The sequence below is a fragment of the Arthrobacter sp. SAFR-023 genome (genome assembly GCF_051965295.1).
Taxonomy (GTDB): Bacteria; Actinomycetota; Actinomycetes; order Actinomycetales; family Micrococcaceae; genus Arthrobacter.
In genome coordinates, this window is sequence record NZ_JBQCMF010000030.1 from 1 (window position 1) to 24,188 (window position 24,188).

Genomic DNA, 24,188 nt, shown 5'->3' on the forward strand with positions numbered 1-24,188 from the left:
GCCTACCTGTTCCGGCGCCGCGACCTCACTCCGTGATACCGAACGCTTGGACAGGTGCTGCTCGCTGTGCGGCTGGTGCTTTACGGGACCGACGTCGGCCACGGCGTCGGACGGGTACCGTACTTCCTGCTTCCGTCGGGCGGGGGCCCGGTCCTCGTCAGTGCGCTGCTGCCAGGGCCGCGGGAAGCTCGGTCAGGGCTGTGACTATGAATTCAGGAGCTTCAAAGTAGTCCGGGTAGCTACCCCCGGTCCTGTTCAGCCACGCTGTCCGGAGCCCGGCACGGGTGGCGCCGTGGATGTCCCACGGATGCACGGCGACCAGCAGCATGCCGGCCGGATCAGCCCCGGAGGCGGCGGCGGCGTATTCGTAGGAGGCCCGGGCAGGCTTCCAGGCGGGCGCGTCTTCGACCGAAAGCAGCGACTCAAACACCTCCCGGATCCCTGCGGCCTTGAACAGCTTCTCTGCGATCTGGGTTGAGCCGTTGGTGAGTGTAATCAGCCGGAACCCTGCAGCCCCCAGGGCGCTGATCCCCTCGGGAACATCCGGATGTACCCCGAGGCCGTTCATGCCGCCCATGACATGCTCGACCGCCCCGTCGAGAGGGCGGTTAAGCTCCACCCCGGTCAGAAGTCCCCGGAGCGCGTCGGCTCCGATGGCGGCGAAGGATCCGTTGTCTCCGCTGGCCGTCAGTGCGAAGCCGTCACGCAGCAGCGTAGCGAACCAGAGTTTGGCCAGGTCAGCTGGCGCTCCGATTTCCCTGAAGCGTTCCCCCATGGGCGACATATCCGACAGGGTTTCGTTCACATCAAAGACAATGACAGAGATGGCGGTGCTCATTGATTCTCCTTGTGGTCGCGTGTACGTCTCCAGTGCAAGTCTGCCGCCTTCCCGGACAGAACTGCGCCAGGGCAGCGCCGTATTCTCCGTCGCCCAGGACGGTCACGTTCTGGAAATCACCGCTGTCATGGCAGGGCATAGGTCGACCCGGACGGCGGGGTAGTTCGGCGTGAGACTACATTTCGCCGAGCTCGAAGATCTCCAGGGTGAACTTTCCGTTGCCGTCGGACAGGAATGGATGGCCGTCGGCCAGTGCCTTGGCCCCCGCGAGGCTTTCTGCTTTCACGATCGAGTAGCCGATTCATAAGGCGTGGCGCACCGGCTTCCGCCTTCCCCGCCGGTGTGAATCAAACCGGGCAGGGATTCCTCGAGGCCGGCCGTGTCGTGCGCGTACGCACGGTGGTCAGGCAGCCTCCAGGATCTGTTTCAGCTTGGCGAGGTCTTTCTGCATCGCGCGGCGCATCGTCGGTGCCATGACGAGCTTCATTACCGCGGAGAATCCAGCGGGCTTGCCGGTGTTGCGCAGTGCCATGCGGGTAGAGGAGTGGTCAGCGTCCGCCCAGGTGTAGGTGGTCTGCATGGGGAACGGGCCCTGCGCTGTCTGCATGACCAGCCTCTTGCCCGGGTCCAGCTCGGTGAATTCGTACACGTAGTCCAGGCTCCGGCCCAGGAAGTGAGCCCGGAAAGCCAGCCGGGATCCGACCCTCAGTGGCGGCGCGGATTCCCAATTGACCGCCTTGATGTTGGTATACCACTCGGGAGCGTTCTCAGGGTCCGAAGCATAGCTGGCGACAACCTCGCGCGGCCGGTGGATGACAATCTCTGTCAGTACGTCAACCATTGTCTTTTCCTTCTGCCGGCGGAGCATCAGATGCCGGCCACCTCGCGGCCGGTGAATGCGACGAGACGCTCCATGCTCGCCGCCGACTCATCGACCAGCGTCTCTTCGGCGAAGCTGGCCCCCCGCATCTGGGGACTGATGGTGTTCCGGGCGAGGCCCAGCACGTAGTCCGAGAGGACCGGCGAGACCGCGAGTTCTTGCCCGGTGGCCTTGGCAAAGTCCCAGGCGTGCACCAGCAGTTCCAGGTTCAGGATGTTTGCGACCAGCGTCGCGGGGAGCTCCGCGAAGCCCATGTCCAGGCTTCCTTCCAGGCCGCGGACACGGAACGCTTCCAGAGTGATCTGCGAGGCCTCGGCGATCCGGACTTCTGGCGACGCCGTCGGCCGGGCAGGAACGGTAGTGCCAAGAGCCTTGCCGATCGATGCAATCGAGCCGAAGAGATGGCCCAGCAGACCGTCAACGGTGAAGTCCTCGCAGGGTGTGCGGGCGTCCATGTCCGAGTCCTTGAGTCCCTGCAGGACGCGTTGGGCCACGGCGAGGGAGGCTTCGGCGCTGGCGAGTTCGTCGATGGGGTCCGGGGCTGCCGACCACTCGTCGGGGCCGGCATCGCCGCTCGTGGCCAAAAGTACCAGGCGCCCCAGGAAGTGGTTCCAGCCCTCAGCATGGCCAGTTTCCTGCTCCGCTGTCAGCCCTTCGTGGATCAGTTGGACGGTCGTTCCGCCGTCGACTGCTTCTAGGTTCACGGTCACGGTAGAGGCGCCCGGCGGCAACTGGTCGTCACCTTCCCAGCCCCACGTGTAGACGATGCGTTTTCCGGGCTCGATTTCCGTGAAGGTGCCTCTTGCGGCATGGCCCGGAGTGATGGTCCAGCGGTAGTCTCCACCGACGCGGAGGTCGACCCTGGCCGCCACGGTTTTCCAGCGGCGGAGCCTCTCGGGCTCTGTGATGAGTGCGAAGGCCGCATCCGGATCGACCGGAAGGAAGACAGTTTTGTTAAATGACATCAGATTTTCCCTTGCGATGTTGGTGGGCGGAGCCGGCTGGCGTCAGCCACCAGCAGATCCAGTTCATTGGTCCAGAAAGCGTCAAATTCTTCGCGCAGCCGGACCATTCCTGCTGCGTCCAGGCTGTAGTACCTGTTCCTGCCGTCCTTCCGGGCCGATACCAGCCCCACTTCGGACAGCAGCAACAGATGCTGGGAAATAGCCGACCGGCTGACCGAGAAATGTCCGGACAGCTCCGTCACCGTCCGCTCTCCCACCGCAAGGAGCCGAAGGAGTGCCCGCCTGTTTGGCTCCGCGGCAACTTCCAGAAGATCAGGCACAATAAATACGTTAGTCATCGCTAACGTATTGTGCAAGCGGTCGTCCCCGACTCTCTTGTAAACGGGCACCAGAACGCTAGCGCCCGTCCGGGTACGGAGCCGTGGCAAGCGGAAAAGGCAAGCATCTGGAAGGCCTGCTGGTAGGCGGCCGTGCTAATCAGCCTGACCAACAGCACTGTCCGCCGCTGGGCAGGCGCCTGAAACCCAAGGAATGCCTGCAGCAATGGCGCGGACGAAGGAGCCTTTCCGCCGGGCCCGGAATGCATGGGGGACATTGCGGGCCCGGCGCCTAAACCTGCCATCATTTGCCCCGCGATAGCCGGCCTCTGCTAGTGAGACAACTCTGTCCCGCCTCCCTTGGGGAAAGCTGGGGCTACCTTGGGGACCCGCTTGGACGGTCGCCGAACGTGACGCTTCTCCCGGCATGGCCAGCCCAGGGGCGGCCAGCACAGGGGCCAGGTAAGCCGGGAACTACCCGCCCCACACCGAGAATGAGCCGGAGTCCCCGGCGATCACGCTCTGGTAGATGACAAAGAGCCCGGCGAGCACGCCCAGCGTAAGGGCCGCGATGCGGGCGGGACGGGAGCGCTGGAGCCCGGCCAGCGCCGGGACCCGCTCGGCCAAGGGCGCGAAGGTGGCGGCGAGCATCAGCACGACTACAAAGAAGAAGACGACGGCGGCGATCTTCAGGATGTCGCCCTGCTGGGCATGGGCCTGGATGGCGTCGGTGGCGCCCCGGGTCTCCTCCAGCTGCTCACCGGCCTGCGCGGTGATGAGCGCCATCGGGGCAAGGATCAGTGCCAGCACGCCCAGCGGCCACGCGAGATATCGGCGGGTCCGGCCAGCCAGACCGTAGATGACGGCGCCTAGGCCGGCGAGCGGCCCGAAGACGACGACGCCGTGGACCAGGAGAATGTGGGCCGGAAGGCCGCCGATCAGCATATTGGAAGCTCCTTGCACGTCAGAGGGGCGCAGGTGCCTTGAATCTAGCATCGGGGGAGCCGATGGCCTATGGGGCGGAGCCAACCGGATCACCGGCACGGCGGGCGGCAACAGACCGGATGCCCAGCCCCGCCGTTGCGATGGCCAGGGCCAGCAGGACTGTGGGAAGTGCCCCGCCTGCGGGTCCAAGTGTGGCGGCCAGAATCTGCCTGCTCATCAGCAGCATCTCCTGCAGGTCGCCCGCCGCGACGCGCGTGCCGAGGACGTAGCTGACAGAGGTGAACAGGGCTGGAACCACCCACAACAGCGCCAGGTCTGCGAGCCAGACGACACCCCGCCGCGCAGGACGAAGGCCGCACCACGCCAGGGCGCAGCCGACGATGAGCGCCGGGACCCAGCGCGCCGCCGACGGCACCGCGGCGGGGAGGTTGGTCTGCCCAACAAAGCCGACAAGCCACAGCACAGCCCATGACGTGAACGGCACCGCCACCAGCCCGGCGCCGAGCGCAGCCAGGGCACGTGGATTCGAACGGAAGAGCAGGAACGCCACGAGGCCCGCAGTGATCGACGCGACAGTGCCCGCCAGCAGGCCGGCGAAGTAAATCCTCGCCAGCGTCCCGCCCGTCAGGCCGCCGTCGAGCACCATGAATGACTGTGCGGCCGCCGTGATCTGTACCGCAAGGACGCCGGATGCGGCGCACCACGCCACCAGACGCCGCTGGGCGGGCTGCCAGATGCGCAGGGCGAGTCCGGCCACCGCACCGCCCGCGGTGAGGAGGGCCACCAGGGTAGTGAGTTTGTATTGGCTCAGCGGCAGCAGCGAGACCGGCATCTGATCCGGAAGGACCTCGGCGCCCCACAAGTTCTGGAGCGGGAGCCGTGCCCCGGTGATCAGCCAGGGTGCCAAACCCAGCAGTCCAGCCAGGATTCCGAGCAGCGACCCCAGTGCGGCGTCCTTGGCCGGAGTCCGCTTCGCCTGGTGAGGGGGAAGTCCATGGTCGGTCAGTTCATCGGGCAGACTCACTGCGGCTCCTTGCGTGCATGGGTGGTCGGGGGGCGCACGCAAACAGAGCGGGCAGCTAGATAGTACACCGAATGGATTAAGTTATCTTCTGGAAAAAGTTCACAAACGGGTGATGTTTTTCGGAATTTCCCGGAGGGTTCAAGCGTTCCTTGGATAACGCCACAGGCGTACCGCGCCAGGGGCGTAAGGGAGAGGACGAGGCGATGAAAAACATCGGCAACTTTGGACCCCGGAACGTCGCTGCGGACGCAACGGCCCCACACCCCTGGAGCCGGTATGTGGCAATCGGAGATTCGTTTACCGAGGGCGTCGGCGATCCCGAGGAACGCTGCGCCGGAGGGCTCCGGGGTTGGGCGGACCGGGTGGCAGAGGAGCTCAGTGCGGAGCGGAAAGACTTTGCCTACGCCAATCTGGCCATCCGCGGCCTGCTTTTGGACCAGATTCTTGACCAGCAGACGGAACCGGCAATGGAGCTGAAGCCTGATCTGATCACGCTGTCGGCCGGCGGGAACGACATGGTGTTCCACCGCACCGACCCGGACAAGCTGGCGGCCAAGCTGGAAGCCGGAGTTGAACGGCTGAGTGACACCGGTGCCACCATTATGCTGTTCGCCGGGCCGGACTGGCGGCGCACGCCCATCCTGGGGCGCAGCCGCTCCCGGATAGCCATCTTCAACGAGAACATCCGGATCGTCGCTGCCGCGCATGACTGTCTGCTGGTGGACCTGTGGACGCTGCCCGGTCTCAGGGATCCGCGGATGTGGGACCCGGACCGGCTGCACTTCTCGCCGCTGGGCCACCACACCATCGCCATGCATGTGCTGGACACCCTGGAGGTGCAGCATTCGCTGCAACCGCTGGAGCCAAAGGCCCTGCCGCACAGCAATTGGCGCGATGCCAGGGCCGGGGACCTGGCCTGGGCCCGCACCTACTTCCTGCCGTGGGCTTGGCAGCGCATCACGCCGCCGCGCATTCCCCTGCCGGGTGTCCACGACCATCCGGCGCCCGCGCCCCTGCTGCCGAAGCGGCCGGTGTTCGCCCCGGTTTATGCTGTGCGGACCGTTGCGGTGAAGGCCGTGGCTGAGTTCCTGGCGTAGCGCCCGGAAACCGGGCGGACGCATGGGTGAGCGTACGACGGCGGCGGCTGGCCGGCCGCCGTCGTGCCCGTCCGACGGCCCGGCCTACGGCGTCCCGACGACGATATCCGCGCCCGCGTCGCCCGCTGTGGCGGTGATCCAGTCGATCACGTCCCGCCGGTCTGTGCGGTAGGAAAAGTTCGTTCCCTTGCAGTAGCGGCTGTGGTTGAACGAGGTGATGCCGGCGATGGTGTTGGACGCCGCCGTGCCGTAGAACAGCGGCCCGCCAGAGTCGGCGGTGCAGGTGCCGCCGAGGCCCTTCCCGTTGCCGTTGGTCTGGACGTTGTAGCCGTCGGCGCTCGCGCTGGTGAGGTTCGTCAGCTTGGACGTGGCCATGAGCCGTTCGCGGAATGAGGTGTCGGAAACGGGGTTGACCTCCGAGATTCCGTAGCCGCTCACGGTGAAGGTTGTTTCCTGCTGCCCGCGCCTGGTGGCCAGCGTGTCCAGGGTCTCCGGTGCCGCGAGGTGCGCGTATTCTTCGAGCGCGATGGGCTGCTCCAGGATCACCAGGCCGACGTCCTTGGTTTCCGGTACCTCGGCCATGCTGGTGTAGCCGTAGTTGTGCAGTTCCTCCGACTCAGCGCACTGGCTTCCCCGCGTTCCCTCGGCGCAGAGGCCCGGGTAGCCGGTGTCCGGATCCGTTCCCGTCTCAGGGCTCCAGTCCACGCCAGCGTCCTGCTGGAAGTAGACCCGCGCCGCGGAAACACCGGCGGTGCAGTGGCCTGCTGTTAGGAACACGGTGGGCGTCAGCAGGGAGCCCGAACACCTGTGGTGGAACTCGCCGTTGGGACCGTAGAAGACAACCAGCCCCACGAAGGGGTGCTCGGTGTCCTTGGCGTAGTCACCGGTGACCGCGCCGGCCGGGACGGCCGTGGTCAGGGCCAGCACCGTAGCAGCGGCCAGCACGACGGCGGCACCGCCGCGGGCGCGTAGTTTCTTCCAAATGCGCATACAAGCCCCAGCTTCCTCATGCACGGACAGCCGGCAGCGCACGTCGGAGCACGCGGCAGGCGCCAAACAGTGTAGTCACCGCCGAATGTGGCGGTGACTTAAGGTACCACCCGGGGGCGGGTACCGCGGCGCGTGCAGGACCGGCGCCGGCGAACTCGGCTAGGGCTATTTTCCGGGTGCCGCAGGCCATAGGCTCCAGCCATGTCATCAGTCATCGTTTGCAGCGGCCCCCACGACGGCCACGTTTCGCCCATGCTCGGAGTGGCACGCCGCCTGATTGACCGCGGCCACCGGGTGCGGTTTCTCACCGGCCCCGCGTATGAGGATGCAGTAAAGGCCATCGGGGCTGAGTTCCTCCCGCTGGGACCGGGCGCCGAATACGCGACCGAATCCAGCGCGGCCACCGGCGTCCAGGCGATCCGCGAGGGCATCCAGGGGCTGGTGATTGAGCCTGCCCGCGGCCAGTACCTGCCGCTGGCAGCGGCGGTCGCGGCCGAGCCGACGGACGCGGTCCTGGCGGAGGTCACCTTCGTGGGCGCCGCCACGCTGTCCAGGCTTCCGCGGAACAAGCGGCCACCTATCATCGCCTGCGGCATCCTGCCCTTGACGCTGTCCAGCCGGGACTGCGCCCCCTACGGCTCCGGGCTGGCGCCGGGCAAGGGGCCGGGTGCCCGCCTGAGGAACCAGGCAATGAACTGGCTGGTCTCCAATGTGGTGCTGAAGGACAGCCAGCGGCGGGTGGACGCCCTGACCCGCGAGCTGGTGGGCGTGGGGCTGGACGGGCTGTTCATTCTGGACTGGGCCCGCCGGACCGAACTCGTCGCCCAGTTCACGGTGGAGGAATTCGAGTATCCGCGCTCGGATGCGCCGGGCAACCTGCGCTTTTTCGGCCCGATGTCCCGGCATGCCGCCTCCGCCTCCGTGACGCCGAAGCCGGGCTGGTGGGGCGAGCTCGATGGCTCCCGGCCCGTGGTTTACGTGACGCAGGGGACCGTCTCCAACGAGGACTTCACGGCCCTGGCCGGTCCCACGCTGGAGGGGCTTGCCGGGGAGGACGTGACCGTCGTCGTCAGCACTGGCCGCCGCCCGCTCGACGCGCTGCCGCCGCTCCCAGCCAATGCCTGCGCCACCGAGTTCCTCCCGGACGCTGAGCTCCTGCCTAAGGTGGACGTCTACGTCACGAACGGCGGCTACGGCGGACTCCACTACGCGATGGAAAACGGGGTGCCCATCGTGGTGGCGGGGGACACGGAGGACAAACCCGAGGGTGCCGCCCGGGTGGCCTGGGCCGGCGTCGGAATTAACCTCAAGACGGGCCGGCCGAAGCCGGAGGCCATCCGCGACGCCGTGCGGAAGGTTCTGGGGGACGGCCGGTACCGGGCCGGAAGCCAGCGGATCGGGGCGGCGATTGCGGCTTCCCCCGGCGTGGACGGGCTGATCGACCAGATGGAAGCGATGCTGCGGGTGGGCGAGCCGGAACAGCGCCAGCCAGACGCCTAGACAACCCGTGTGGTTCGCGGGCTGCTGCGGGCAGGCGGGCGTAAATAGGCGATTACCCTGTTCCGGTCAGTTCCTCTCGGCATTATCCTTTTTCCTATGAGTTCAAGCGAACAATCGCTCGACTCAGGGGCGCCGGGGGGCACGAAGTCGAGGGGAGTGCGTAACCCCGCCGTATGGGGTTTGGCCGGGGTTCTGGCTGGGTCTGTGGTCAGCGGAGGTTTCTCTCTAGTGACCGCCCAGATGGCTTTCCAAGCCAGCGAAAATTCAGCGAACAGGGCCCAACAGTCAAGCGAGCGAAGCATTGAGGAAGAAAACAAACGAGCTCGGGATCAATTTACAAGGGATCAGCGCGTAGTCGCTTACAAGCAATACCTGACGGATTCCAGGTTGTTTGAGGACGCACAACTGGATTACCTCAACGCGCTGTCCCAACCGACGGTCTACGACGTAAATACCTACCTGAACAGCTTGGAAACGACAAATAGGCAGTTCGTTAATTCGGCGTGGGGCATGGAGTTCTTCTCCCCGAAGAAACTTAAAGAGGCTGCCAGTGCGCTTACGCAAGAGCTGTACGAGAGGTATCTGATGTTAAGAAGCTACGACCAATCGAGTGCTCAGCTCCAGGCGCTCTATGAGCGCGTAGACCGTCTCGGACGGCCGAAGATTGTCGAACTACGCCAAAAGTTCGCAGATTCCGCTAGCGAAGTATTGTCGTCCTGAGTTGTCCCCCGTGTTGTGGCACGGTAAGTCTCGCCAGGCGATGCCGCAGCCCTAGTCCGATGCTTCGGAAGAGCGGACACTTCGCGGTGGTCGCCATCCCTCCTGTGTTCTGATTGCCTGTTGGATGCGCAAGGTGATGTCACGCAGCTGGCGTCTTTGGGCAGCTGTTAGCGGGTCGAGGACCAACCTTCTGACGGTGTCGACATGACCCGGAGTTGCCTCATCGAGCACCTCGAGGCCGGCGTCGGTCAGACTTGCCCGGGTGGATCTGCCGTCTTTGGGGTCCTGGGAGCGCTGAACCCAGCCTCGGCTCTGCAGCCGTGACACCGCGCGGGACAGTCGTGAGAGCGAGCTGTTGGCGAAGCCGGCCAGATCACTCATGCGAAGTGTCCGGTCAGGTGTGCCAGCCAATGCGAACAAGATGCCGTACTCGAAGTGCGTGAGGTCAAAACCGTGCACCAACGGCGCATCGAGCGCGGGCGGCAACCACTCCAGAACCGTAGCCAGTCCCGCCCAGGTCTCAAGGTCATCCCCATCAAGAACGTCCGGAGGGCGGGTATTAGTCATACGACCAGAGTACGAGATCCAGACGGGCTTCGCCGCTCATTCAGTTGCTTGGGCAAGCATTTGCCCCTAGTGTTTTGTTTCCCAGGCAAGTAATAGGTGAGGTATGCAGATCATGGAAATGCAGTTAGCGACCAAGCGGGCCTTCGTCAGTGGCTCCACCAAGGGCATTGGCTACTCCATTGCGAAGGCGCTTCTCCGAGAGGGAGTGTCTGTCATTATCAACGGGCGCGTTGAGAGTCGGGTCGAGAGTGCGGTGCGGAAACTGAGGTCAGAGGTGCCCGGCGCGATCGTCGCAGGCATTGCTGCTGACTTCCGCGAGCCCGCCGAGGTACAGCATCTGGTGGGTTCGCTCGATGGCATCGACATCCTCGTGAACAATGTCGGACTCTTCGAAGTGAAACCCTTCGGGGAAATTTCTGATGATGACTGGGGGCGCTACTTCGACGTCAACGTCATGAGTGGTGTGCGGCTGTCGCGTGCAATCCTTCCCAAGATGATCGACGCTGGATGGGGCCGGATCATTTTCATCGGCAGCGAGTCTGGAGTGAACATCCCTGCCGACATGACGCACTACGGCGTCACCAAGGCGGGACTGCTCGCCTTGAGCAACGGTCTTGCCAAACTCACCCGTGGTACTGGCGTTACGGTAAACACGATCCTCGGCGGACCTACCTATTCAGACGGTGTGGCCGAAACAATCGAGCAAATCGCCGAGACGCAGCAGCTCACGGCAAGTGAGCTCAAAGCGGCCATCATCGGCGGAAATCAGACCTCGCTCCTTGGGCGGTTCATAGAGCCTGAAGAAATCGCGAACCTGGCGGTCTTCCTTGCAAGTCCACTGTCATCCGCGACAAACGGGACTGCCGTGCGTGCCGATGGAGGCGTGCTCACCTCGATGCTCTGAAGCCCGTGAGAGACTGAGGAAAAGCTCGAAGCTCAGAGACAGCGCGAGGAGTCAACGCGAGGCCACGTCACCAGCCCGGGACCGCCTGAGTGACCGCGCAGACCCGCAAGCAGCCTGACGTTGGCCAGCACCGGACGTTCCGATGCCGGCCAAGAGTCAGACAGGGACAGTTCAGAGCTTGGCCAGCAGCGCCTGCATTTCCTGGATTTCGGCCTCCTGCGCGGTGACGATGGCCTTGCTGAGGCTTACGGCGTCGGGGTTCTTCCCGCCGGCAGTTTCGGTTTTGGCCATCATGACGGCGCCCTGGTGGTGACCGATCATCTGTGTCAGGAAGAGCTTTGCCGCCTCGTTACCTTGGGCGGCGTCGAGTTTCTTCATGTCCGAGTCGCTCATCATCCCGGCCATGCCGCCGGTGCCGTGAGTGGACATGTCGTGCCCGGTGGGCGCTTTTGTGGGTTCGTTCCAGCCGGTGAGCCACCCGGTCATCGTTTCGATTTCCGGTCCTTGGGCGGCCTTGATCTTGGTGGCCAGGGCGGCCACTTCTGCGGGGATGTCCTGCTTGGCCAGCATCATGTCGCTCATCTTCACCGCCTGGGCGTGGTGGGGGATCATCATCTGGGCGAACATGACGTCGGCGGCGTTGTGCCCAGCGGTGGCAGCGGCGGAGCTGCTGGCCGGCGCAGAGCTAGAGCCGCTTTCGGTGCCGGTTGTTGTGGCGCCGGTGGAGCCGGGCCCTGTTCCGGTGGAGCATCCGGTCAGGGCAAGGGTCGCGGCGAGGGCAGTGGCGGAGAGGGTCAGAAACTTCTTGGTCATGAAAATCAGGTCCTTCAAAAAAATCGTCTGGGTGCGTCTCCAGAAGGGAGGCGCGTGCGCATGGATAGGCCGAAGGGCCTCTGTGGGCAGGCCCGCGGCTGGTGCCGAAGAGAGGCTCCGGCGGGGTTCCTTTTGCCGCCTGCTTTTTACGTCCGGCTGATGCAGAGAGCCCCCGGTGAAGGACCTCCGGGAAGATAGGAATAGCTGCCGGCCGCGGATCCGGGCGCGGTCGTGCCGGGGACGGCGCCGAACACGCTGGTTCCTGGCAGCGGGGCGGCCAGGGAACCGCTCTTCGCTGACGGCGTGCAGGATACGGTCATGGTCTGGATGCCGGTACAGCAGCTGCCGCAGCACCGGTCCACGGAACCCATGCCGTGGCCAGCGGCTTCCTGAACTGCGTGCAAGCCGGACGCCGGGTGGGGGTGGCTTTCAGCTGGCCCCTCCGTATGGAGTGCCAGCAGTGCCCCAGGTGCCCGCGCGCTCATGGCCGTCATGGAGTGTATCGAATGGTTGCCGGTGATCACATGCATGCCCAGAATGCCGGCGACAACCGCCAGGACCGCGGTCAGTTCGCCGGCCCAAAGGAACGCCCTCATGAGGCGCTTTAGGGGTGCGGGCATGACGTCGTTCCTCCTTCCGCGGCGGATTCCGGGGTCATTTTTAAGACTAGCGGCCCTGTCCTGCGGGAGCCCCTTGCTGACGCACAATGTTCCTGGGTTCAACGAACTCGGGACGGATTCAGTTTCACCCGTCGCAGCAGCTGGGCGTTCAGGGCGACGACAATCGTGGAGGCTGACATCAGCACGGCTCCGGCGGCGGGGGACAGGACGACACCGGCGAAGGCCAGGACCCCGGCGGCCAGCGGCACGGCGAGCAGGTTGTAGCCGGTGGCCCAGACCAGGTTCTGCCACATCTTCCGGTAGCTGGCCCGGGACAGGTCCACCATGGACAGGACCGCCCGCGGATCGTTGCCGGCCAGCACCACCCCTGCGGATTCCATTGCGACGTCGGTGCCGGCACCGATTGCGATGCCGACCTCGGCGCGGGCCAGTGCCGGTGAGTCGTTCACGCCGTCCCCCACCATGGCGACCTTCAGCCCGCGGGCCTGGAGCTCGGCGACCTTCTTATCCTTGTCGGCGGGCAGGACTTCGGCGAAGACCTCGTCAATGTCCAGCTCGGCGGCCACGGACTGGGCGACCTGCCGGGCGTCGCCGGTGACCATGGCCACCCTGATGCCACGGCTCTGCAGGGCGGCCACGGCCTGGCGCGATTCGTCACGGACGGCGTCCTCCACGCTCACCGCACCGAGAATCCGGTCGCCGTCGATGACGTGCAGCACGGAGGCGCCGCGGTCCATCCAGCCCCGCGTGGAGACTGCCAGCTTCGCCGGCTCGGTGGTTCCGGATTCCCGAAGCAGTGCCGGTCCGCCCACCGCCAGCGTCCTGCCCTCAACGGTTGCGCGGACACCTCGGCCCGTCATGGACGTGAAGCCGGTGGCACGGGGAATCCGGAGTCCCTGATGCTGTGCTGCGCGGACGATCGCCTGGGCAACGGGGTGTTCGCTGTCGGACTCGACAGCTGCCGCCAGTGCCAGGAGTTCGTCCCGGCTCGTACCTTCCACCGCGCTTGCGTCCTTGAGCTCGGGTTCGCCTTTGGTCAGGGTACCGGTCTTGTCGAACAGGACGACGTCGATGGTCCGCATCCGCTCCAGGGCCATTCGGTTCTTGATCAGCACCCCGGCGCGGGCGGCCTGCTCGGTGGAGATGGCGATGACCAGGGGAATGGCCAGGCCCAGGGCATGGGGGCAGGCGATCACCAGCACGGTGACGGTGCGGGTCACGGCATCGGGAACGCTGCCCAGGAGTGTCCAAGTGATGAAGGTGATGATTCCGGCGGCGGCGGCGAAGTAGAACAGGAAGGCCGCGGCGCGGTCGGCCAGGGCCTGTGCCCGGGACGAGGAGGCCTGGGCCTCGGCGACCAGGCGCTGAATGCCGGCCAGTGCGGTATCGTCCCCGACGGCGGTGACCCGGACCCGTACTGTGTTGTCCGTTGCGACCGTCCCGGCGACAACAGGGTCACCGGCGGAACGGGTTAAGGTCTTCGACTCGCCGGTGATCATTGATTCGTCGAATTCGGCGGTACCGTCGGTCACGGTGCCGTCGGCGGGCATCCTGGCGCCGGAGCGGACCAGGACCAGGTCACCGGCGCGGAGCTCGGCGACGCTGACGGTTTCGGTGCCCACCTCGGTAATGCGTTCGGCCACGTCGGGAAGCAGTGCCGCCAAGGCATCCAGGGCGCCCTGCGCCGAGCCCAGGGCGCGCATTTCGATCCAATGGCCCAGCAGCATGATGGCCACCAGCAGGGCCAGCTCCCACCAGAAGTCCAGATCGAAGCCCCCGATGCCCAGGCTCGTCACCCAGGAGGCAACGAAGGCAACGCTGATGGCCATCCCGATCAGTAGCATCATCCCGGGCTGCCGGGCCTTCATCTCCTTCAGCCCGCCCATCAGGAAGGGCATCCCGCCGTAGACGAAGATGGCCGTGCCCAGAACGGGCGGGATCCACGCCGTCCCGGGGAATTCGGGCGGCATGTAGCCGAGGAGGTGGGCGAACATCGGGCTGAAGTACACCACCGGAACCGCCAGCGCCAGTGTCAGCCAGAACCGGTTCTTGAACATCGCCGTGCTGTGCCCGGCATGCTGGCCCTGGGTGTGGACCATGTGGTCGTCGTGGGTGTCGTGACCCGCGCTTGCTCGTGTTGCGGCTGGTACCGGAACGTCCGGTGCGCCGTGTTCCGCGTGTTCAGCCGTTGCCTTCGGAGCTAAGGGGGTCAACGGCAGGCCAAGGGGCTTATTCGGTTCATGCATGTCAGTTCAATTCCATGAAGACGGATGGGTGCGCTGGGGTTGAACGGCTGTGACGGGGAGGGAGGCCCCTGGACATACCACTTCACTGACAACATGAAAAATATACCCCCAGGGGGTATATGCGTCAAGGGTCGGTTTGGCTGTTGTTCTGGGGCGGCTGCTCCTCGACAAGAGGCAGGCTCAGTTGTTTGGCATGGAAGTCGAAGTGGAGAGCCGTGTGCTGGCGTTCAGGAGACGGGCGAACGCTTTCCCGGGCGGGGGAGGCAGGTGGCCCAAGATTCTCACCAGGGGGAGGAGGGCCAGGACCACCATGTAGCCGAAGACCATGTGGAAGAGGAGTTCTTCGTTGGTCCAGCGGGTTCCCGAGCTCCGCCGTCGCAGATCCTCATCGCGGGCGGCCGCCAACGTGTCGCCCAGTGTTGCGCAGGCGCGTCTGTAGTCGCTGATGATCTGTTCGCGGCCGTCGTTGTCCGTCACCTGTGCCCCTTCGCGATGCAAGTCCGCAACCTGTGCCTTGTTCTTCATACGCTCTCACGTTGGCTGTCCGGCTGCAGTAGGAACCGGCGGCAAATGCAGGCCGCCCGGCTCCCGTCCGGACGCGGAGCGACCGCTTCCCGTGAGAAGCTGTGCGAAGCATCAGATGCTCACAGGGGGAAACATGCTTGGAATTGTGGCAGCCGTGCTTATGTTCGCGGTGCCGGCGATACTCATCGCCACGATGCTGTACTGGATCATCCGCCTAGGGGTGAAGCACGGCCTCAGGTCGTATGACGCCGAAAAGCTCGAAGCCCAGAGACAGCGCGAGGAGTCAACGCAATGGACAACGCGGACCTGACCGGCGCCGGCGGACTGAAGCACCTGCAGCACCCGCGGTTCGCCCGCGCCTATGCGCGCGCCGTCGAGGAAATGAACCGCCGCGGGGCCACGGAACACCGCCGCCGGATGCTGGCCGGCCTGCACGGGACGGTAATCGAGATCGGCGCGGGGGACGGATCCGCCTTTGCGCTCTACCCGCCGGCAGTCACACACGTTTTAGCGCTGGAGCCCGACGACTATCTCAGAAGCCTCGCCCTGAACCGTGCCGAGACCGCCCCCGTCAAAGTGACGGTGGTACCGGCGGCAGCCGAGCGGATCCCGGCCGACGACGGCAGTGCGGATGCCGTCGTCGCCAGCCTTGTGCTGTGCAGCGTTGCGGACCCGGCGGCCGTCCTCGCCGAAATCCGGAGCGTCCTGCGCCCCGGCGGCACCCTGGCCTACTACGAACACGTCCGCTCTGACCGCCTTGTCCTGGCCGCCGTCGAGGATCTGCTGACGCCGGCATGGCAGCGCCTGGCCGGAGGGTGCCACCCCAACCGGGACACCCTTGGCGCCATCACCGCGGCCGGGTTCACCATCCGGGACAACCAGCGGTTCGGCTTCGCCGTCCAGTCTCTGACCCCGCCCGTGGCGCACATCCTCGGCCATGCCACCAGCCCGGGACCGCGTGGCTGACCGCCCGCGGTCGCGTAAAGCAGTCCGACGGCCCACGCATCGCGGCGCACAGCGGCCCCCTGCCGGATAACCGGCAGGGGGCCGCTGTGCTTGTTCGGATCTGGGTGGTTAGGAAGGGATCAGAAGATGTTCTTCATAATGTTCCAGCCTCCGCCGATCTTCTTCCTGAGCTGGAGTTGTCCGTCGCCCCTGCCCGGGTAGAGCCACAAGGTGCCGGCCGTGTCCCGGGCGATCACGTCGGCCTTGCCGTCGCCGTTGGCGTCGCCGGCACCGGCGATGGCGTTCATGATGTTCCAGCCTCCGCCGATCCTCGTCCTCGCCGCGTGGCGGCCATTGCCGTCTCCGGGGTAGAACCACAGGGTGCCGGCCTTGTCGCGGGCCACCAGGTCCGCCTTGCCGTCGCCGTTGGCGTCACCGGCACCGGCGATGGCGTTCATGATGTTCCAGCCGCCGCCGATCTTCTTCCTCGTCGGGTAGTTGCCCTTGCCGTTGCCGGGGTAGAGCCACAGGGTGCCGGCCTTGTCGCGGGCCACCACATCCGCCTTTCCGTCGCCGCTAAAGTCTCCGGCAGCCACGATGCTGGTCATGATGTTCCAGCCCGATCCGATGAGTTTCCTGGCAGCGAACCGGCCGGTGCCGTTGCCCACGTAGTGCCATAGCTTGCCGGCCTTGTCGCGGGCCACCAGGTCCGTCTTGCCGTCGCCGTCGTTGTCACCGGCGCTGGCCACGCTGGTCATGATGTTCCAGCCGGACGCGACGTGCTTCCGGGGTGCGAAGCCCCCCTTGCCGTCGCCTACGGACAGCCACATCTTGCCGGAGGCGTCAGTTGCGAGGAAGTCGGCCTTTGAATCGCCCGTAAAGTCGCGGCGGATGGAGTCCCCGTTTGAGGTGCCTGGCGTCTCACCACCTGGCGTCTCACCGCCTGGCGTCTCGCCGCCCGGCGTTTCGCCGCCCGGCGTCTCACCGCCCGGCGTTTCTCCGCCGGGCGTTTCGCCGCCACCGGTTCCTGCGGCAGCGGTCCAGCTGCCGACGCCGCTGGCATTGCCGGCGGCATCGATCGCGAGGGCCCGCAGGGTCTGGCCAGCTGCGAGTTGCACCGGTGCCGAGTAGCGGGTGCTGTCGGCTGTGGGCTCCGTGCCATCCGTGGTGAAGAAGATGGACGCGGTCTCATTGGCCGACAGTGTTACTGCCGTATCCGCCGGGACCTCGCTACCCTCAACGTTGGCGGTGAGAACCGGTGCCGTCTTGTCCACGGTGAACGTCTCCGTCGTCACTTCGGAGGCGATTCCAAAGGCCACCGCGATGAACTTCAGAGTGGTAGGGCCCTCAGTGGTGATGGGAATCGGTCCCGTGTACAGCGTGCTGGCCGTCGTCGGGTCCGTGCCGTCGGTGGTGAAGAAGATTTGCGCGTTCCCCGGAGTGGCCGTCAGCGCCACGAGCTGGTCGGTGGCGAACACGCCGCCGGCCGTGGTTGCCGTGGGGGCGGGAGTCACGGGTGCGGTCGCACCGGTCTTCCGGCCCTGGACCACGAACTGGTCGGTCTCGCCGAGGACCTCCGGGTTGTCCAGGACGTCGCCCCCGGCCGAAACAATCTTCTCGATCTTGAAGAAATTGGTGTCGTACGGGCTGCCGGTCACGGCGTGCGGCGTGGCGCCGTCGCCGAGGTAGCCTTCAGGCGCACCTTCGGTCCAGCGAAGGAACGGCCCGATCTTGGTCTCCAGCATCCCGGAGAAGTCGCCGGTGGCGTTCAGGGCGCCCAGGTCTTCGGTGTAGCTGATGTTGCCGTCGATGTCCGCGGTCAGTTCCACGACGCCGTACGGGTGCGTGAACCGGTAGGTGGCGCCGGGTTCGAAGGCGGCGTCACCGGTGACGCGGACCCGGCCGAAGCCGATCTGCGCCTTGTCCTGTACGGCGTCCGCACCGAAGGCCGCCTCTGAGGCCAGAGTCAGCCGGATGTCCTCGGCGCCCACCGTTATTTCCGCGTCGGACGAGAACCAGAACGCCTCGCCGGGGAAGTTGTCCGGAAAGGATGACGGCTGCGCCGGGTCGGGCAGGACATCCACCACCGGGCACAGCGGGTCATCCAGGCACAGGTCCAACTGGACCGGGTCCTGGCCTTCCCAGCCGTTGTCCTTCAGCCACAGGGGGAAACCGTGCTCGCCAAGCGGGCCGACCTCCGAGAGGTTGCGGACCTTGAACGGGAACGAACGTACCTCGCCCGCGGTGCCGGTGGCCGGGTCGATGGCGACTGCCCGGACGGTGGTGGACATGGCCAGAGGCATTGGACCGGTGTACTCACGGGTGGAGCCAGCAGGTTCGCCTTCCTCCGTCAGGCCCGGGGCCGTACCGTCCGTCGTGTAGTAGATGTCCGGCGCGACGGACGGGTCGTTCGTGGTCCCCGTGAAGGTTACCGTCTGCGGCCCGGCAAGGGGACCTGCGGCCGCGTCCGGACTGGCCTCGAGCCAGGGCCGGGTAGCGTCGAGTTCGTATTCTTCGGTGTAGACGGCGGTGGCCTTCTCGTTGTTCTCGGGGTCCACTGCCATGTACTTCAGGGTTGTCAGGCCCGGTGTGGCCAGCTCGACGGCGGCTGCCGCGGCCAGGTCGCCCGCGGCAGGAACGAACTCCGTGCCGTTGACGGTGCCGTCTTCGTTGAAGCCCGGATCGGTGCCGTCCGTCGTGTAGATGATCTTCGCCTTGTCCGGCAGGGACGCCTGGATCCTGACCGTCTGCTTGGAGTTATAGACGCCCCCGGGCTTGTCCACCCCGGCTTTCAGCGTGGCGATTTTGCCCTGCACGGCGAAAAGATCCGTCCGCGCACTCCCGGCGCTGCCGGCCGCGTCAGCCGGGACCGAGACCTGGAAGTAGTCCGTGTTGTTAGGGCTTCCCACGACCTTGTGCTCGACGTTCGGATCACCGATGAACCCTTCTGGTGCCGCCGGTGCCACGGCCGGGTCCCAGCGCAGGAAGGGGCCGAGGCGTCCGTTCGAGGGCTCGTCCCAGGTACATGGTTGCTGCATGCATCCGATGTCCTCCGTGTAGCGGATCCGGCCTCTGTCATCAGCGGTCAGGACCTCGACCCCGTACGGGTGGGTGAAGGTGTACCGCTTGCCCGGTACGCCGTCGTCCAGCCGCAGCCGCAGCCGGGCAAATCCGTTCTGCTGTCCCTGGGCCACTTCCCCGACGCCGGAGAAAGCCGCTTCCTGGGCCATAATCAGCCGCGCGGATTCCCCGCCTGGCATTGTCAGCGATGTTTCGCCAGACCACCAGAAGGATTCTTCCGGAAAGTTCCCGGGAATTGCCAGCGGCTGGGTTGGATCGTAGTCGATGCCGATAACCGGGCAGTCCTGGGCATCAATACACAGTTCCAGCCGAACGGGGTCCAGCCCCTTGGCTTCATCTCCGCCGTCTGCGTACCAGTACGGATAGCCGTTGGCCGGGTCGAGCGGGCCCACGCCAGCGGGACCCGCGGGTAGGGCCGCCGGCAGAATTCCCGCCATCGCCGCCTGCGACAGTCCCGAACCGCCAGCCGGCAGTGCGGCGACGGCCGGCGGCAGGGCGCTCAGCCCTGACAGCATGACGGCGCCTACAACTGCCGCCCCCAGTGCGCGGCGGCGTCGTGCCATGCGGTTTTTAGACCGCATGCTTTTGTCTTGATGCTCAACTCTCATGTTGTGCCCCCCTGTTGGCATATGTGCTGGCGGGGGCAGTGGAAAAACATGTGCAATTGAGCCCCCGCGCTCACTTTGCTAAAGGGACATTGGGATTTTCCTAGGCCCTGCTGCCCAACTACGTGGCACTCCACCCATTTGGGGGGTCATGAACCAGGTGTCGAACGCCCCGGCTCAGGCCTCCTGCGCGGAAGTCGGCACGATGTTGTGGTTGAGGCGGAAAAGGTTGTCGGGGTCGAAGCGGTTCTTCAGCTCCACCAGCCGGTCATAGGTGTCCGGCCCGTAGGCCTGGCGGGCGGCCTCGATGGGGTCTTGCCCGATTTCTGCCCCGAGGAAGTTGACGTACTGGCCGTGCTCGCCGAACGGCTGCATGAGGGCGTGGGCCTTCCGGGCGAACGCGCTCAGCCGTGCGTCCTCCGCGGCGTCCTGCCAGAAGCCGTAGATGTTCAGCCAGTACTTAGCCGAGCGGTTCGGAAACGCTGTAGCGTCCTCCGGCACGCGCCCGAAGGCCCCTTGCATGTGGTGGATGTCGATCCCGGTTCCGGACCATGTCACCTCAGAAGCGAAACCGGCCAGAACGTCGGTGGCCACATCATCCATCCGGGAGAATGAGACGTTCTTCCAATACCCACGGGAGCCCGTGGGAAAGAGGCTGTCCATGGCAGTCTGCCACTTCACCCAGGTGGCTGGCCCCACTTCCTCCGCGTCCGGGGGCGCGGCCTCGCGGAGCTGCGCAATCAGCTCGAGACCGGGCTGGTGGTTCTCCGAAGTCCAGGCGAGGCCGATGATCATCCACGGCTCCTCGCCCATTTCGAAGTCGGGCGGGAGCACCAGGAAGGAGATGATCGGGTTCATCTCCTCCGGCAGGTCCTGCGTCCACCGGTCGAAGGCGCTCAGCGCGCTCTTCCAGCGGGTGGGGCGGTAAAAGAGGTTTCCACCCAGCACGGCAGCCGGCAGCGGCCGGGCGCGGAAGGTGAAGGATGAGACCACCCCGAAGTTGCCGCCCCCGCCGCGCAATCCCCAGAACAGCTCGGGGTTTTGCCGTTCGCTGGCGTGCAGGTGCTCCCCGGTGGCGGTGACGACGTCGGCGCTGTCCAGGTTGTCCAGGCTCAGCCCGTTGGACCGGGTCAGCCAGCCCACCCCTCCGCCAAGGGTCAGTCCCGAAACGCCGGTGGCGCTGACCACCCCGAGCGGCACGGCCAGTCCGTGCGCGGCGGTGGCCCGGTCCACGTCTGCCAGGGTGGCCCCGGGCTCCACGGTCACGAGCCGGCGTTCGGCGTCGACCTCCACGTTGCGTAACTGGCCCAGATCCAGCACCAGGCCGCCGTCGACCGTCCCGTGCCCGGCAATGTTGTGCCCGCCTCCGCGGACGGCAAGCGGCAGGCCGGTGCTGCGGGCCGTGCGCAGGACGGGATCGATGTCTCCGATGGCCCCCGCCCGGATGACGGCCCGCGGACGCAGGTCGATCATGCCGTTCCAGACCGCCCGCGCCTCGTCGTACAACGGATCCTGCGGTTCGATCACCTGCCCCGCCAGGTGCCTGCGCAGCTCCTGCAGGGCGCCGTCCGTTGGGCCTTGCTCCGCCTGGTGAATTGTGTTCATCGGTCTCACCGTCCGGGGATAGAGTCCGGCCGCCAGGGCACCGGAACCGCTCGCGGTGTCCACAGTCTCGCGGTGTCCACAGTATAGATTCGCCCGCAGCACCGGACAACGGAAATAACCTAGGCGCCCCACCCGCAGGAGAGTAGATTACGGGTGGATTGCCCGAGACAGGAGGGCCGCAATGGGGCGGTACGTGAAAGCCGGGGAGCTCGAGATCTGGACCGAGCAGGTGGGCGAGGGCCCGGATGTCCTGCTGATCGGCGGGCTGGGGGATACCGTGGAGTCCTGGCAGTTCCAGCTGGACGGGCTCGCGGACCGCTACCGGCTGACGGCGTTCGACAACCGGGGTGCGGGACGCACCGCCATGCCGGAGGGGCAGCCCACCGTCGAGGCGATGGCGGACGACGCGGCTGCGGTGCTGCGGGGCCTCGGCATCTCCGCAGCGCATGTCGCAGGATTCTCCGGCGGCAGCATCATCCCCCAGGAGCTTGCTCTGCGGCACCCGGAGCTGGTGCGCAGCCTGGTGCTCAGCAGTCCACCGGGGATTTCCTGAAGTTCCTGGCCGGCGGGTGGATCCGATGAGCCGGCCGGAACTGGGCGAGGCCGTAGCCCAGCGCATACAGGGTGCGCGCTTCGAGGTGATGCCGGAGGAATCCCACCAGCCCTTCCAGGAGATCCCTGACGTTTGGAATGCGCGCGTAGACGAGTTCTGGCAGGAGGCGATCCGGTGAGCTATACCGCGTTGAGCTATACGGCGTAGTGGACCGGGCCCGCGGTCCCGGCGGCAACCAGCGCCTCGATGCGGGTCCGCAGTTCCCTGGGCCGGAACGGCTTCGTGACGTACTCGTCGGCGCCGCGGTGCAGCGCTTCCTCGACATCCGATTCGTCGGCGCGGCCCGTCAGCATCACCACCCGGGCTGAGCTGAACTGCCGGATGCGCCGCAGGACGTCGAAGCCATCGATATCCGGAAGGCCGACGTCGACAGTAACAACGCGGGGCTGACGGTGCCGCACCAGGTCGACCCCCTCAAGCCCGCTGGCTGCGGTGTAGACGGTAAATCCCGTCTGCTCCAGGACTGCCCGCAGAAGATTTCGCATATCCGCGTCGTCCTCGACAACGACTGCCACTCCCAAGCTGGTCATGGTCAACTCCAGGTCTGGCGAATCCTTGAACCGGCCCAGCACCAGCTCTAAGTTCGCCCACACCACACGGTACAAGCGTACGAGTCTTTTTTCAGCATTAATTTTGTCGGATTCGAAAATGCGCTTTTCGTGACGTGGCTCACCCGGTCAGGACAGCACCAGCCAGATGCCGAGCGCTCCAAGCGTGACGCACGCGCCCGCGGTCCAGAAGACGGCTGCGGCATCAGGCGCCAGGCGCCCCGCCCTGATCCCTTCGACGCTGCGCCGGTAGCGCCGCCGCTGCGTCAGGTAGATGCCGCTCCCGGCCGCGATGGTAAGCCCGAACATCGCCAGCACGAACGGCCCCTGGTCCGGAAGCCAGCGGAGGCAGATCGCGCTCGCGGCAATCAGCGTCAGGACGGTCCGGCCCCAGGCGAGCGCGGTGCGCTCAGGCTGCAGTCCCGGATCACCATGGAGGGGACCGTCGTCGGGCGGGGGAGCGGTGGCCGGGTCTTCGTTCATGGTTCAGGCAAGAACGACGACGGCGATCACCACCGCCGCTGCGACGGCGCAGCCGGCGGCAAGCAGCGGACCGATCAGCGGCAGGGGCAACGGCCGGTTCGAGCGCAGGCTGCTCTCCACCCGGAGCCAGCGAATGGCGGACCCGGCGCTCAGCAGCATGCCCAGCAGGAGGAGCAGGACCGACAGGCCACGCCGGACGGGCTCCGGGAAGACGTCGGTGGTGAAGGCCTCCACCGCGATGCCTCCGGCGAGAAGGGCCAGGGACGTGCGGATCCACGCCAGGAACGTCCGCTCATTGGCCAGGGTGAAACGCGGGTCAGGCTCGGTGCCGCCGGGCAGGAGTTTTTCGGCGAACCGGCCTCTGCGAGGGTCGGGGCCGGACGGCGATGGCGGGGTGGACGGCACGGTCACAGTCTAGCCATTGCCGCTAAGTCGCCCCTGAATCTGGTCCCGCACGCGTAACAGCTGAAGTATGTCAGGACATGCCCGGGCTCGAGGGCGCCCCAAGTTTTCCCTAGGTTGCCCCGAGCAACATGAAGCCCTGTCTGTTCGCAAATGGGGGCGACGTGGACCTGTGTTCCTCACTGAATCCCGGTCTCCAATACACAGGAGGTCGGCAATGGCAGTCCTAGATGTCCACATAAACGACGGCTTCGTTCCCATGGTGGACGGATCGCTGGTCTACCACCGCGGTTTCGGGGACCGCCGCACGGCGGTCAATGACCCGGCCCCGGCGCTGGCGATGGGCCCGCGGGTCATTACGGCGAACGGACGGGTGGTGGCCAGCCGGACCTACCCGCTCGGCGCTCCCGTGCCGCCGGAGGGAAGGCCCACGCCGCTGCGGCCGGACGCGGCGTTCACCCGGCAGTTTCTTGCCCGCCGCGGATACTGGGCCAGCTTCTTCCCGCCCCGCACGCTGATCGCCGAAACGGGCAGCACCATCGAAATCATGGTCCACAACAACCTCGCGCAGCCGCATGAGATGCGGTTCCACCGCGCGGGGCGGGGCGGGTCCGACGTCGGATCCGGTCCGGTCGCGCCGGGTGCATCGAAGCTGCTGCGGTTTCCGGCGCCTTTGCCCGGGACCTACCTGTACACCGATCCGGGCAACCAGCCGGTGGAACGGACCCTCGGCCTCTACGGTGCCCTGGTGGTGATCGATCCGCGCAACGCCTGGCGGCTTGCCCCGGGCGCTGCGGAGTTCGAGCGCCAGTGGCTCTGGCTGTGCCATGACGTGGACTCAAACTGGGCCCGGATCGCCTCGAGGGGCCAGACCGTGAATCCGCTCGCCACCCCGGCGGTGCCGGACTACTTCACCATCAACGGGTTCGCCGGGTTCCAGTCACTGGCAGTCACC

At 66.1% G+C, this 24,188-nt stretch carries 25 protein-coding genes; 8 read left to right on the forward strand and 17 right to left on the reverse strand.

Features of this window, described 5'->3' with window-relative positions; all coding sequences use genetic code 11:
• Positions 1 to 157: 157 nt before the first annotated feature.
• From ACTHQX_RS21100 to ACTHQX_RS21125, 6 genes are all read right to left on the reverse strand, one after another.
• The gene (locus tag ACTHQX_RS21100) at positions 158 to 838 is read right to left on the reverse strand and encodes a haloacid dehalogenase type II (protein WP_236804879.1); all 681 of its coding nucleotides are present in this window, start codon (positions 836 to 838) and stop codon (positions 158 to 160) included.
• Between the two features lie 403 nt (positions 839 to 1,241).
• Positions 1,242 to 1,679 carry an SRPBCC family protein gene (locus ACTHQX_RS21105; RefSeq protein WP_440159195.1) on the reverse strand — a complete coding sequence of 146 codons (438 nt, stop codon included), beginning with the start codon at positions 1,677 to 1,679 and terminating at the stop codon, positions 1,242 to 1,244.
• A 26-nt stretch (positions 1,680 to 1,705) separates the two neighbouring features.
• Positions 1,706 to 2,683, reverse strand: coding sequence for a TIGR03086 family metal-binding protein (locus tag ACTHQX_RS21110; protein ID WP_440159196.1), 978 nt, complete (start codon positions 2,681 to 2,683; stop codon positions 1,706 to 1,708).
• On the reverse strand, positions 2,683 to 3,021 hold the full coding sequence (locus ACTHQX_RS21115; RefSeq protein ID WP_440159216.1) for an ArsR/SmtB family transcription factor: 339 nt from the start codon (positions 3,019 to 3,021) through the stop codon (positions 2,683 to 2,685). The genes ACTHQX_RS21110 and ACTHQX_RS21115 overlap by 1 nt, the downstream gene beginning before the upstream one ends.
• A 453-nt stretch (positions 3,022 to 3,474) precedes the next feature.
• Positions 3,475 to 3,945 carry a hypothetical protein gene (locus tag ACTHQX_RS21120; RefSeq protein ID WP_440159197.1) on the reverse strand — a complete coding sequence of 157 codons (471 nt, stop codon included), beginning with the start codon at positions 3,943 to 3,945 and terminating at the stop codon, positions 3,475 to 3,477.
• Positions 3,946 to 4,012: 67 nt separating this feature from the next.
• On the reverse strand, positions 4,013 to 4,969 hold the full coding sequence (locus tag ACTHQX_RS21125; protein ID WP_236804874.1) for a hypothetical protein: 957 nt from the start codon (positions 4,967 to 4,969) through the stop codon (positions 4,013 to 4,015).
• 278 nt (positions 4,970 to 5,247) lie between these two features.
• Between ACTHQX_RS21125 and ACTHQX_RS21130 the strand changes: the two genes are divergently transcribed.
• On the forward strand, positions 5,248 to 6,066 hold the full coding sequence (locus ACTHQX_RS21130) for an SGNH/GDSL hydrolase family protein (protein WP_440159198.1): 819 nt from the start codon (positions 5,248 to 5,250) through the stop codon (positions 6,064 to 6,066).
• A gap of 84 nt (positions 6,067 to 6,150) precedes the next feature.
• Here the strand turns inward: ACTHQX_RS21130 and ACTHQX_RS21135 are convergent, their stop codons facing one another.
• Positions 6,151 to 7,056 (reverse strand): trypsin-like serine protease, encoded by a 906-nt coding sequence (locus tag ACTHQX_RS21135; RefSeq protein WP_440159199.1) that lies wholly within the window; start codon positions 7,054 to 7,056, stop codon positions 6,151 to 6,153.
• Between the two features lie 201 nt (positions 7,057 to 7,257).
• On the opposite strand from ACTHQX_RS21135, the gene ACTHQX_RS21140 reads away from it, so the two are divergent.
• Positions 7,258 to 8,556 carry a glycosyltransferase gene (locus tag ACTHQX_RS21140; RefSeq protein WP_440159200.1) on the forward strand — a complete coding sequence of 433 codons (1,299 nt, stop codon included), beginning with the start codon at positions 7,258 to 7,260 and terminating at the stop codon, positions 8,554 to 8,556.
• 228 nt (positions 8,557 to 8,784) lie between these two features.
• Positions 8,785 to 9,276 (forward strand): hypothetical protein, encoded by a 492-nt coding sequence (locus tag ACTHQX_RS21145; protein WP_236804870.1) that lies wholly within the window; start codon positions 8,785 to 8,787, stop codon positions 9,274 to 9,276.
• 51 nt (positions 9,277 to 9,327) lie between these two features.
• Here the strand turns inward: ACTHQX_RS21145 and ACTHQX_RS21150 are convergent, their stop codons facing one another.
• The gene (locus ACTHQX_RS21150; protein WP_236804869.1) at positions 9,328 to 9,843 is read right to left on the reverse strand and encodes a MarR family winged helix-turn-helix transcriptional regulator; all 516 of its coding nucleotides are present in this window, start codon (positions 9,841 to 9,843) and stop codon (positions 9,328 to 9,330) included.
• A gap of 103 nt (positions 9,844 to 9,946) precedes the next feature.
• Here ACTHQX_RS21150 and ACTHQX_RS21155 point away from each other — a divergent pair, with 103 nt between their 5' ends.
• On the forward strand, positions 9,947 to 10,747 hold the full coding sequence (locus ACTHQX_RS21155) for an SDR family NAD(P)-dependent oxidoreductase (protein WP_440159201.1): 801 nt from the start codon (positions 9,947 to 9,949) through the stop codon (positions 10,745 to 10,747).
• Between the two features lie 171 nt (positions 10,748 to 10,918).
• Here the strand turns inward: ACTHQX_RS21155 and ACTHQX_RS21160 are convergent, their stop codons facing one another.
• The 4 genes from ACTHQX_RS21160 to ACTHQX_RS21175 form a co-directional block, all read right to left on the reverse strand.
• The gene (locus ACTHQX_RS21160) at positions 10,919 to 11,560 is read right to left on the reverse strand and encodes a DUF305 domain-containing protein (protein WP_440159203.1); all 642 of its coding nucleotides are present in this window, start codon (positions 11,558 to 11,560) and stop codon (positions 10,919 to 10,921) included.
• Positions 11,561 to 11,706: 146 nt separating this feature from the next.
• Positions 11,707 to 12,180 carry a hypothetical protein gene (locus ACTHQX_RS21165; RefSeq protein ID WP_440159204.1) on the reverse strand — a complete coding sequence of 158 codons (474 nt, stop codon included), beginning with the start codon at positions 12,178 to 12,180 and terminating at the stop codon, positions 11,707 to 11,709.
• A 98-nt stretch (positions 12,181 to 12,278) separates the two neighbouring features.
• Complete coding sequence (locus tag ACTHQX_RS21170) at positions 12,279 to 14,426, reverse strand: heavy metal translocating P-type ATPase (protein WP_440159206.1); 2,148 nt, start codon at positions 14,424 to 14,426, stop codon at positions 12,279 to 12,281.
• Positions 14,427 to 14,606: 180 nt separating this feature from the next.
• Positions 14,607 to 14,903, reverse strand: a complete 297-nt coding sequence (locus tag ACTHQX_RS21175) for a hypothetical protein (RefSeq protein ID WP_440159207.1) — start codon at positions 14,901 to 14,903, stop codon at positions 14,607 to 14,609.
• 339 nt (positions 14,904 to 15,242) lie between these two features.
• On the opposite strand from ACTHQX_RS21175, the gene ACTHQX_RS21180 reads away from it, so the two are divergent.
• On the forward strand, positions 15,243 to 15,917 hold the full coding sequence (locus tag ACTHQX_RS21180) for a class I SAM-dependent methyltransferase (RefSeq protein WP_440159208.1): 675 nt from the start codon (positions 15,243 to 15,245) through the stop codon (positions 15,915 to 15,917).
• A gap of 119 nt (positions 15,918 to 16,036) precedes the next feature.
• Here the strand turns inward: ACTHQX_RS21180 and ACTHQX_RS21185 are convergent, their stop codons facing one another.
• Together ACTHQX_RS21185 and ACTHQX_RS21190 are read right to left on the reverse strand one after the other, a co-directional pair.
• A complete protein-coding gene (locus ACTHQX_RS21185; RefSeq protein WP_440159210.1) occupies positions 16,037 to 19,540 on the reverse strand; it encodes a chitobiase/beta-hexosaminidase C-terminal domain-containing protein in 3,504 nt (1,167 codons plus the stop codon).
• 219 nt (positions 19,541 to 19,759) lie between these two features.
• Entirely contained in the window at positions 19,760 to 21,187 is a 1,428-nt protein-coding gene (locus ACTHQX_RS21190; RefSeq protein ID WP_440159211.1) for an FAD-binding oxidoreductase, read from the reverse strand.
• A 181-nt stretch (positions 21,188 to 21,368) separates the two neighbouring features.
• Here ACTHQX_RS21190 and ACTHQX_RS21195 point away from each other — a divergent pair, with 181 nt between their 5' ends.
• Positions 21,369 to 21,740, forward strand: a complete 372-nt coding sequence (locus ACTHQX_RS21195) for an alpha/beta fold hydrolase (RefSeq protein ID WP_440159212.1) — start codon at positions 21,369 to 21,371, stop codon at positions 21,738 to 21,740.
• Positions 21,741 to 21,765: 25 nt separating this feature from the next.
• Positions 21,766 to 21,918, forward strand: coding sequence for an alpha/beta fold hydrolase (locus ACTHQX_RS21200; protein ID WP_236804860.1), 153 nt, complete (start codon positions 21,766 to 21,768; stop codon positions 21,916 to 21,918).
• A gap of 16 nt (positions 21,919 to 21,934) precedes the next feature.
• On the opposite strand, the gene ACTHQX_RS21205 is transcribed toward ACTHQX_RS21200, so the two are convergent.
• From ACTHQX_RS21205 to ACTHQX_RS21215, 3 genes are all read right to left on the reverse strand, one after another.
• Positions 21,935 to 22,330, reverse strand: coding sequence for a response regulator transcription factor (locus tag ACTHQX_RS21205; RefSeq protein ID WP_440159213.1), 396 nt, complete (start codon positions 22,328 to 22,330; stop codon positions 21,935 to 21,937).
• Positions 22,331 to 22,477: 147 nt separating this feature from the next.
• Positions 22,478 to 22,831, reverse strand: a complete 354-nt coding sequence (locus ACTHQX_RS21210) for a DUF202 domain-containing protein (RefSeq protein ID WP_440159214.1) — start codon at positions 22,829 to 22,831, stop codon at positions 22,478 to 22,480.
• A 3-nt stretch (positions 22,832 to 22,834) separates the two neighbouring features.
• On the reverse strand, positions 22,835 to 23,236 hold the full coding sequence (locus tag ACTHQX_RS21215; protein ID WP_236804858.1) for a YidH family protein: 402 nt from the start codon (positions 23,234 to 23,236) through the stop codon (positions 22,835 to 22,837).
• 214 nt (positions 23,237 to 23,450) lie between these two features.
• On the opposite strand from ACTHQX_RS21215, the gene ACTHQX_RS21220 reads away from it, so the two are divergent.
• Positions 23,451 to 24,188, forward strand: a 738-nt coding sequence (locus ACTHQX_RS21220) for a multicopper oxidase domain-containing protein (protein ID WP_440159215.1), incomplete at its 3' end; no start/stop codon positions are given.

Excerpts from the sequence above, each read along its gene's own strand:
- ACTHQX_RS21100 (WP_236804879.1), bottom strand. The coding sequence starts at position 838 with ATGAGCACCGCCATCTCTGTCATTGTCTTTGATGTGAACGAAACCCTG.
- ACTHQX_RS21105 (WP_440159195.1), bottom strand. The coding sequence starts at position 1,679 with ATGGTTGACGTACTGACAGAGATTGTCATCCACCGGCCGCGCGAGGTT.
- ACTHQX_RS21110 (WP_440159196.1), bottom strand. The coding sequence starts at position 2,683 with ATGTCATTTAACAAAACTGTCTTCCTTCCGGTCGATCCGGATGCGGCC.
- ACTHQX_RS21115 (WP_440159216.1), bottom strand. The coding sequence starts at position 3,021 with ATGACTAACGTATTTATTGTGCCTGATCTTCTGGAAGTTGCCGCGGAG.
- ACTHQX_RS21120 (WP_440159197.1), bottom strand. The coding sequence starts at position 3,945 with ATGCTGATCGGCGGCCTTCCGGCCCACATTCTCCTGGTCCACGGCGTC.
- ACTHQX_RS21135 (WP_440159199.1), bottom strand. The coding sequence starts at position 7,056 with ATGCGCATTTGGAAGAAACTACGCGCCCGCGGCGGTGCCGCCGTCGTG.
- ACTHQX_RS21140 (WP_440159200.1), top strand. The coding sequence starts at position 7,258 with ATGTCATCAGTCATCGTTTGCAGCGGCCCCCACGACGGCCACGTTTCG.
- ACTHQX_RS21150 (WP_236804869.1), bottom strand. The coding sequence starts at position 9,843 with ATGACTAATACCCGCCCTCCGGACGTTCTTGATGGGGATGACCTTGAG.
- ACTHQX_RS21155 (WP_440159201.1), top strand. The coding sequence starts at position 9,947 with ATGCAGATCATGGAAATGCAGTTAGCGACCAAGCGGGCCTTCGTCAGT.
- ACTHQX_RS21160 (WP_440159203.1), bottom strand. The coding sequence starts at position 11,560 with ATGACCAAGAAGTTTCTGACCCTCTCCGCCACTGCCCTCGCCGCGACC.
- ACTHQX_RS21165 (WP_440159204.1), bottom strand. The coding sequence starts at position 12,180 with ATGCCCGCACCCCTAAAGCGCCTCATGAGGGCGTTCCTTTGGGCCGGC.
- ACTHQX_RS21170 (WP_440159206.1), bottom strand. The coding sequence starts at position 14,426 with ATGCATGAACCGAATAAGCCCCTTGGCCTGCCGTTGACCCCCTTAGCT.
- ACTHQX_RS21180 (WP_440159208.1), top strand. The coding sequence starts at position 15,243 with ATGGACAACGCGGACCTGACCGGCGCCGGCGGACTGAAGCACCTGCAG.
- ACTHQX_RS21185 (WP_440159210.1), bottom strand. The coding sequence starts at position 19,540 with ATGGCACGACGCCGCCGCGCACTGGGGGCGGCAGTTGTAGGCGCCGTC.
- ACTHQX_RS21190 (WP_440159211.1), bottom strand. The coding sequence starts at position 21,187 with ATGAACACAATTCACCAGGCGGAGCAAGGCCCAACGGACGGCGCCCTG.
- ACTHQX_RS21195 (WP_440159212.1), top strand. The coding sequence starts at position 21,369 with ATGGGGCGGTACGTGAAAGCCGGGGAGCTCGAGATCTGGACCGAGCAG.
- ACTHQX_RS21200 (WP_236804860.1), top strand. The coding sequence starts at position 21,766 with ATGAGCCGGCCGGAACTGGGCGAGGCCGTAGCCCAGCGCATACAGGGT.
- ACTHQX_RS21205 (WP_440159213.1), bottom strand. The coding sequence starts at position 22,330 with ATGACCAGCTTGGGAGTGGCAGTCGTTGTCGAGGACGACGCGGATATG.
- ACTHQX_RS21210 (WP_440159214.1), bottom strand. The coding sequence starts at position 22,831 with ATGAACGAAGACCCGGCCACCGCTCCCCCGCCCGACGACGGTCCCCTC.